Here is a 7608-nt window from a genome sequence, read left to right on the forward strand (position 1 = left end):
CTTTGGAGGGCGCAACCCTCTAAAGATAGAATTTTTAGCATTGACATATTTACGAGAATATGCTATGAAAATTCACTTTTTTGGGCATCACGGTGTATCTGAGTCTTCAAGACAAGAACCATCCTTAAAGTTTAGTTTTTCGGTGTGAAGGAGAAATGACGTGTTACAAAACCAGAGTTTAATCCGCCAGCAAGAACAACAGCGGCGGATATCCCGTTTAGCTCTAGTTGCGGCAATGGGGAGCTTTATGATCGGAGCAATGTTGCCTTGGAATCTGCGTGCCAATCGGTCTGTTAAACTTCTTTCTTTACCTCAGTCCTCACCCAAGATTGTTGCACCCAGTCCCCAACCCGCTCAACCCCCAGAAAAGTTAAAGCCTCCGACCGTCGCCCCGACAACTCCCGAACAATCTTCTACTCCTTCTTCAACAACCCCAACTCAGGAACGTCAAGAGTCGAAGTTGCCCTCTATTGACCCTCGAACATTACCCAGCGTTGGACAAACTATCTCTCAAAGAGTGGCGGGTGTACAAACGGCAGTCACTCGTCTGAAAGAACAACGGTTTGAGAATAAGATACCCGATCGCTTCAAAGGGAAAACGGTCAAAGATCTCGAACTCAATAGTGATCAGAAAGTGATTGCGTTGACCTTTGATGATGGCCCCTGGCCGACAACAACAGAACAAATTTTAGATATTTTAAAAGAAAATAACGTTAAAGCGACGTTTTTTTGGGTTGGTCAAGCGTTAAATAATCACAAAGAAATTGGCAAAAAAGTTGCTGCCGATGGTCATGTGATTGCTAATCATACCTGGAATCATCGTTATCATAAACATAGTCAAGCAGAGGCAGCAAAGGAGATTGATCGCACTGCCGATTTGATTGAAGAATTAGTCGGTGTAAAAACCCCAATTTTTCGTCCGCCCGGTGGAGTAGAAGATAACGGTTTAGTCGATTATGTGTTGCGGCGAGACTACGTTAATATTATGTGGTCGTCTGATTCTAGAGACTGGAGAAGTTCAGCTTCTGCGATTAAAAGTAATGTTCTCAGTTCAGTAAAACCAGGTCGAATTATATTATTGCATGATGGCGGGGGAAATCGGGCTGAGACGGTGAAAGTTTTACCGGAGATTATTACTGAAATCAAACAACAGGGCTATCGGTTTGTTACGATACCGGAACTTTTGGAAATTGCGGATCAACACCTCGCTCAACAAGAACGTCAAGGTGAACAACTATCTTCTGTTCAATCTACCGATTCTAATGCGATCATGACCGAGTGAACATCAGGAACGGTCATCTGATCGTTCCATTTTTTCCATTTTTCTTTTGAGGCGATCGCAGTTTTCCCACAGGGGGTGAGTCTCTCCCTCGGTGTCATCTTTTCGGAGCCGGATATTTGATAATCGCATAATGCTAAATGCTCCCCAAGCAGAGAATTGGCATCAATAGCGTTAACAACTTCTGATAAATTTTCCCAAACCGGATGATTGTTTAAAGTTGCCATAAAAACCATCAAGATTGACCCTAATCAAACGATTTTTTAATTCTTCTTTTTAAAAATTACCGTAAATTTTGGGTTGAAAGCCCCGTCCTGACCGGACGGCTTTTGATTTCCAGGTAGATGTATAATAATCTCATTGAGTGCTAATAATTCAACAAAAAAAATGAAAGTCAGGTATAAGTTCAGATGCTACCCAACACCCTCTCAGAGATTGGCATTATCCAAGTTATTTGGGTGTGTGCGTGTAGCCTGGAACGATGCACTGGCTTTCTGTATTTCTGAGTACAAAGGAGGCAAAAAGAAGCCAAAAAATACCGAACTTCCGAAACAATTTCTCACTCAGGCTAAGAAATTAGAAGAACGGAAATGGTTGTCAGAAGTCTCAGCAATTCCACTCCAACAAAGTCTTAATGATCTATAGCCACGCACCAGATGAGGATAGCACCCCGATTTTACCTCATCCCCAACCCTCAGAAACGGGGTTTGTTTCTTAAATCTTTGCTGAGAAATAGAGATGCTGCTAGAAGCCTAATTAATGATGAAGAATAAACAAGGAATCATTATCATTGAAGTAGCGACAGCAAAACCCAACACAGCCACGATTCCCGATTGCTGCTAATGTTATCGTTTCATTCCACCCAGCCGACAAGATGTTAAATTCTCCTCTAACTGTTCAATTTCCTTCTGACTCGCTCTCATCCCCAGACCATTTTGCGATTACCCTCGCGCCTCTATCTGTAGAAGAGATCTACGCATTGGTTGATCAACCTGCTAACGGCGCTATTGTTTTAATGAGTGGTATGGTTCGCAATAACACCGCAGATCAACCTGTGGACGCCTTAGAATATCAGGCTTACCAACCGATGGCTATCCGGGTGTTTGAGCAAATTGCGAGGGAAATTCGCCAAAAATGGTCAGATGTGACTGGGGTGGCAATTCATCACCGCATTGGACGCTTGCAGGTAGGGGAAATTAGTGTTTTAGTCGCTGTGGGTTCTCCCCATCGTCGTGAAGCGTTTGAAGCCTGTCAGTATGCGATTGATACGCTCAAACATAACGCCCCTATCTGGAAAAAAGAACATTGGGCGGATGGATCGAGTAGTTGGGTGAGTATTGGGGCTTGTGAGCGAGAAAATTGTTGAAATACCGCAAACTCTCTAGCGGTTAACGGATGACCTAACCCCCCAACCCCCTTCCCTACAAGAGAAGGGAGAGCAGTTTAGACCTTTTAAAAATTTAATACTAATAATTCTTTTCCCCTCTCCTAGCCGGGGAGGGGGCGAGGGGGAGGGGTCTAACAAATTCACTGGGAAAATGAAACGATCCTGGGATCAAGATGGGGGTAAAAAGCCCTCTAGAAGTTTAGAGGAATATCGTTTTTCTTTGAGAACGGAGAGGGAGGGATTCGAACCCTCGGATAGGCCTTACGAACCTATCAACAGATTAGCAATCTGCCGCTTTCGACCACTCAGCCACCTCTCCTGGTGTGACATTTTTACATCATAGCAAATGATTTCAGCCTTGTCTAGATCCCAGACATAGATTTTTAGGTGATTCCCAAAGGTTCAGGAAAGCGGAGGAAAAATAGCCCAAATTGATCAAACAGACTTGAGCTAAGAATACATCTGACGTTCGAGATCTTCAATCGTTCGCTGTCGATCGCCATTTCCGCGTAATAACTTCCAGACATTTAATCCGAGATTGAGAGAGGGTTCATCGCTTTCTTCACTTAAACCCATCACCCCTTCAATTTCCATTAATATTGTCCGATAAGCATCTTTACCGGATAACTGGCTCATTTCCGGTTTTTGTGTTCCTAATGGACTTACGGCTTGCCAATTTTCACCCACTGCGGTGTTGATCATTGCTTTGTTAGCAATGGGAACAATTCCTAATTTGATTTTTTCTGCACTTGGAATTTCACTGATCCGAGCGATAGCGATTCGAGCGGCTGTTTCTATAAATGTTTTTGAGTTTTTCAGAATTGGCATTCCGCTTAACAGTCCCAAACCCCCTCTAGACACAGCGTTATAAGCTGTTTCTGCCAACATTCCCGGTTTAATTTCCGTGACATTTACTTGATAATTTTCGCTGGAACTGCTGTAAGTTTTAGACTCTTTGATCGATTGAGTAACGGCTGTAATCGCCTTAAAGGATTCGCTAAAATCATCAAATTCAAAATCATCATTCAGTTCAAATTTACCCTGACGTACAAGTTTATAGATAGCCGTACAAATCAGAGGTATATTTGCCTTTTCAATCCAGGCATCTAACGTCTCTAAAGTTCTCAAATCTACCACTTCTTGGTCATTTCTAACTTGCAGATAAACCGCTAAATATCTAGGTCTATCTGGCTGAGGAATGTCTTGATTGATATCAATTTCATTAACGATAATCCAATCAATCGTCATCACCCGGGCGACCGCACTCGCTCGTAAATAATATTTTTTGAGTTCGGGTTTTAAATTAGAATAGAGAATGATTGCATCAAGCTGTTCTAAAGTGTTCAAATTAGGAACGGCTTCTCCACTTCTCAAATATTGATAAATGGAAAGAATTCGTTTTTGATCTTCACTTACCAGTTGAGATGCTGTTAATGAGGATTGTAGACAATCTTCTAATGTAAGCAGGCGAGAATTTTGACTAGCAATCGTATAACGTTGACCGACTTCTGAATAAATTTGCGAGGAAAACACCAAATAATCCAGCAAGTTTAAGGCGGCAAAATCTTCTGTAGGTAACGCCGCATTAATGCGATTATAGGCTTCTAAACACCGCACCTTTGTCCGATCATAAATAGGTGCTTGAACAATTAAATGATTGATTTTGCGATCAATATTATAGAGAGGATTTAGTAACGTATGCAGCACCAAAAAAGCATCCTGACCCTGCAAGCCACATCCTTTTAAACGCAGGGTTGAACCTTCAGTCGGTGCCGTCGGAATTTTAACGTTGTAACTTTTCCCCGTTTTCAGAGTCACCGTTTGAGTGCCGCCGTAAGTTGCCGTTTGAGAGCGGACAAAAATGTGATACAGTTCGTCTAAACTCCAGTCATGTAATGGAGTTGATTCTCCACTCTCTTCTGAGTCTGAATAAACATTTTCTACCCAATTTTGGGTTTGTTTTTTCGCTGACTCTACCGAACCTGTTGCTGTTTCCATCACCTTTTTTCCGGCTTCCGATGCACTATGACTAATCGCTTCGCCCATTTCTGTGGCTTTTTGTTTAGCCGCTTCGGTCGCTTTTTCGGTGATGTTTTTACTGGCTAATGATGCTTTTTGACTGATTGACTTTCCTAAACCTGATGCTTTTTGGGTGACAGAATTCCAAAAAGATTTTTGTTGATCACTCATATTTAACGCTTTGACTCCCTTCGTGACTGCCTAGATAGATTGATCCAATGACTTACAATAATAATCTCAACAGTAAAGGGGCTGCTTGTTGTAACGTTCCCAGAAATCCACCACTATTGTTAGTCTTCTTAGGGTTTTGCTGATTTTCTAGGATTTGAACAAGCTGAGTTGAAACATCTTTTCCTTCTGCTGATCCGAGAGATTCATACAATTGTTGAGCCGCTCGGGCATCTTCGATCGCACCTACTAAGTCTCCTAAATCAGCTTTTGCCATACTGCGACCAAAAAAAGCAGCCGCTAAATTCGGTTTGAGACGAATTGCTTCTGTGTAGAAATCAATCGCATTAACGTAGTTACCTTCTTTAGCTTCTTGGACTCCCCAATAGTAATAATCTTCTGCATTTCCGGTATTCGTTGGCATTCCAATGACACCCACTAATTGAGCATCCTTGATGTTGCTCATCGTCAAAACGGCATTCATCAAATAAGCCCCTCGCAGATCGGTTCCGTTAAGATTCGCTCCGGCTAAATTGGCTCCAGTTAAATTAGCACCATGCAAACTTGCTCCAGTCAGATTCGCTCCTTGAAGATTAGCCCCTGTCAAATTTGCTCGACTGAGATTGGCGCCTGTGAGATTGGCGCCGACTAAATCAGCGCCGACTAAATCGGCTAAAACTAAACCTGCACCTGCAAGATTGCAATTCGGACATTGTTTACTGGTTAGAAGTTGGCGAGTATGTTCTATGTTCTCCGCTCGGATCGGTTGAACAAAGCTAATTGTACTCAACACCATCAAGGTAATAAGAATTCTGAAGTTCATAAGACAGATGAGTTGAAGGCTACTGTCGCCATCTTAAATTATTCAGTCGCCAATTGTGCTGGCATTTATCAGAACTTTGCAACAATAGCTTCACTCCAAGCTCGGTTCACCCTCAACGCTGATCAATTCTAGGCTAAAAACTTCTGCAAAGGCGGTTTTGATTTCGCTTCTGACTTGTTCTAGCTGAATAGTTGGCACAAATTCGATTAAACTGGCCACAGCGCGATCGCGAATTCCACAAGGGACAATCTGTTCAAATCCCTCTAAGTCGGGACAGACATTGATGGCGAAACCGTGCATCGTGATCCAACGACTGACTTTTATGCCAATAGCCGCGACTTTTTTCCCCTCTACCCAAACTCCGGTTAAGCCGGAAATGCGATCGCCTCTGACTCCGTAGACGGCTAAAACCCGAATAATCACTTCTTCTAGCTGTCGCAGATACCAGTGCAAGTCTTGTTGATGTCGTCGCAAGTTGAGGATGGGATAGCCGACTAACTGGCCTGGACAGTGATAGGTGACTTCTCCACCTCGTTCGACTCGGTGGAGTTCGACATTGCTGAGATTTGGGTTAAATTTTATGAACTTGGGATCAGCTCCCTGTCCGAGTGTGTAGACAGGGGGATGTTCCAATAGCAAAAGTACATCGTTGCACTCAGGATGCTGTTGATGCTGTTGTACGAGCGCTCGCTGCCACTGCCAAGCGACCTTGTAAGGGACTAATCCTAAGTTATAAATAAGACATCTCAGACGACCGGGATCAAGCAAAACAGACATTTAGAGAAGATGTATGTGTTAATATGATCAGTATAGATACTCAATACATAGAGGATAAAAAAGTTGGGATGGTACTAGAAATCCCCTCAAAAATCAAGTGAAAGTTAACATAACTTTACCCTAAAATCATCAAGAATTGTCAAGGGATGCAACAGATTTTGAAGGGGTAATCTATCTCAAATCCAAAGTGTTAAGGTGAGTTTATGCCCACATTATGAGCGGGAGGGAGCTTTATGAAGCTTGTGATCCAGGGTAAAAATCTTGAAATTACAGAAGCTATTCACGAGTATGTCCATCAAAAAATTTCTAAGGCCGTCAGCCACTATCAGCAACTTACGAACGAAGTGGATGTTCACTTATCAATTGCTCGTAACCCTCGGATAAATCCAAAGCAAACTGCCGAAGTCACAATTTATGCAAATGGAACGGTGATTCGCGCCCAAGAAAGTAGTGAAAATCTGTATGCGAGTGTTGACCTCGTTGCTGATAAAATCGCTCGCCAACTGGGTAAGTTTAAAGAAAAACGCCAAGGAAAACACCTCCATCCGCCTAAACTCGGGGAAGTGGTAGAAACTCAGCCTGTGGTTGAAGATCTAATTGGCGATCGCCAACCGGAACTTCCCGAAGAGGTAGTCCGAACCAAATATTTTGCAATGCCACCGATGAGCGTTCAAGATGCCCTGGAACAATTGCAACTGATCGATCACGATTTTTATGTGTTTTGCAACGCCGATAGCGGAGAACTAAACGTCATTTACAAACGTGTTCATCATGGAGGTTATGGGTTAATCCTACCCCGCAATAATAACGGTAATACCAACGGAAAATCATCTCAGAGCAGCCAGGTTTTACCACAAAAGTCGCCTGTCTAGCTATTAGTTTATCCTTTGATTGAGGGTTTGAGATTTGACAAGCCCTCAAGACTAAATATTCTTGTAGAGATGTTACTGTTAACATCTCTATTTTTTTTGACTTCTGTAAAACCCCAGTTTCTTGCTAGAAATTTCAAGATTTCAGCCTTGAATTACCATTGACATCCTCCCTCGCCGGAGACGAGGGATTCCCAAACATCGCTATTTGGGTTTCTGTTTCTTAGCACCTGGCTTAACAGATTTGCTCTGTTCAGCTCTTACGGTCGCTCCACAGACTGACACT

The 7608-nt window shown here is 42.7% G+C and carries 8 protein-coding genes and 1 tRNA gene; 4 read left to right on the plus strand and 5 right to left on the minus strand.

From position 1 onward, the window contains the following. Positions 1–247: 247 nt before the first annotated feature. A complete protein-coding gene (locus tag VB836_RS10340; protein ID WP_323219281.1) occupies positions 248–1282 on the plus strand; it encodes a polysaccharide deacetylase family protein in 1035 nt (344 codons plus the stop codon). On the opposite strand, the gene VB836_RS10345 is transcribed toward VB836_RS10340, so the two are convergent. Beyond that, entirely contained in the window at positions 1246–1506 is a 261-nt protein-coding gene (locus VB836_RS10345; RefSeq protein WP_323219282.1) for a hypothetical protein, read from the minus strand. The genes VB836_RS10340 and VB836_RS10345 overlap by 37 nt on opposite strands. A gap of 160 nt (positions 1507–1666) precedes the next feature. Here VB836_RS10345 and VB836_RS10350 point away from each other — a divergent pair, with 160 nt between their 5' ends. Together VB836_RS10350 and VB836_RS10355 are read left to right on the plus strand one after the other, a co-directional pair. After that, positions 1667–1924, plus strand: coding sequence for a helix-turn-helix domain-containing protein (locus tag VB836_RS10350; RefSeq protein WP_323219283.1), 258 nt, complete (start codon positions 1667–1669; stop codon positions 1922–1924). Positions 1925–2153: 229 nt separating this feature from the next. Next, complete coding sequence (locus tag VB836_RS10355; protein ID WP_323219284.1) at positions 2154–2645, plus strand: molybdenum cofactor biosynthesis protein MoaE; 492 nt, start codon at positions 2154–2156, stop codon at positions 2643–2645. Positions 2646–2893: 248 nt separating this feature from the next. Here VB836_RS10355 and VB836_RS10360 read toward each other — a convergent pair. From VB836_RS10360 to lipB, 4 genes are all read right to left on the minus strand, one after another. Continuing rightward, positions 2894–2985: transfer RNA gene (locus VB836_RS10360), tRNA-Ser, on the minus strand. A gap of 131 nt (positions 2986–3116) precedes the next feature. Next, on the minus strand, positions 3117–4856 hold the full coding sequence (locus tag VB836_RS10365) for a hypothetical protein (protein WP_323219285.1): 1740 nt from the start codon (positions 4854–4856) through the stop codon (positions 3117–3119). Positions 4857–4908: 52 nt separating this feature from the next. Next, positions 4909–5676: a pentapeptide repeat-containing protein gene (locus VB836_RS10370; protein WP_323219286.1), complete on the minus strand. Its 768-nt coding sequence runs from the start codon at positions 5674–5676 to the stop codon at positions 4909–4911. A gap of 90 nt (positions 5677–5766) precedes the next feature. Beyond that, entirely contained in the window at positions 5767–6453 is a 687-nt protein-coding gene (gene lipB / locus VB836_RS10375) for a lipoyl(octanoyl) transferase LipB (RefSeq protein ID WP_323219287.1), read from the minus strand. A gap of 233 nt (positions 6454–6686) precedes the next feature. Here lipB and hpf point away from each other — a divergent pair, with 233 nt between their 5' ends. After that, positions 6687–7325, plus strand: coding sequence for a ribosome hibernation-promoting factor, HPF/YfiA family (hpf, locus tag VB836_RS10380; protein WP_046280477.1), 639 nt, complete (start codon positions 6687–6689; stop codon positions 7323–7325). The last annotated feature ends 283 nt before the right edge of the window (positions 7326–7608 follow it).

It is taken from the genome of Limnoraphis robusta BA-68 BA1 (genome assembly GCF_034932365.1).
GTDB lineage: Bacteria > Cyanobacteriota > Cyanobacteriia > Cyanobacteriales > Microcoleaceae > Capilliphycus > Capilliphycus robustus.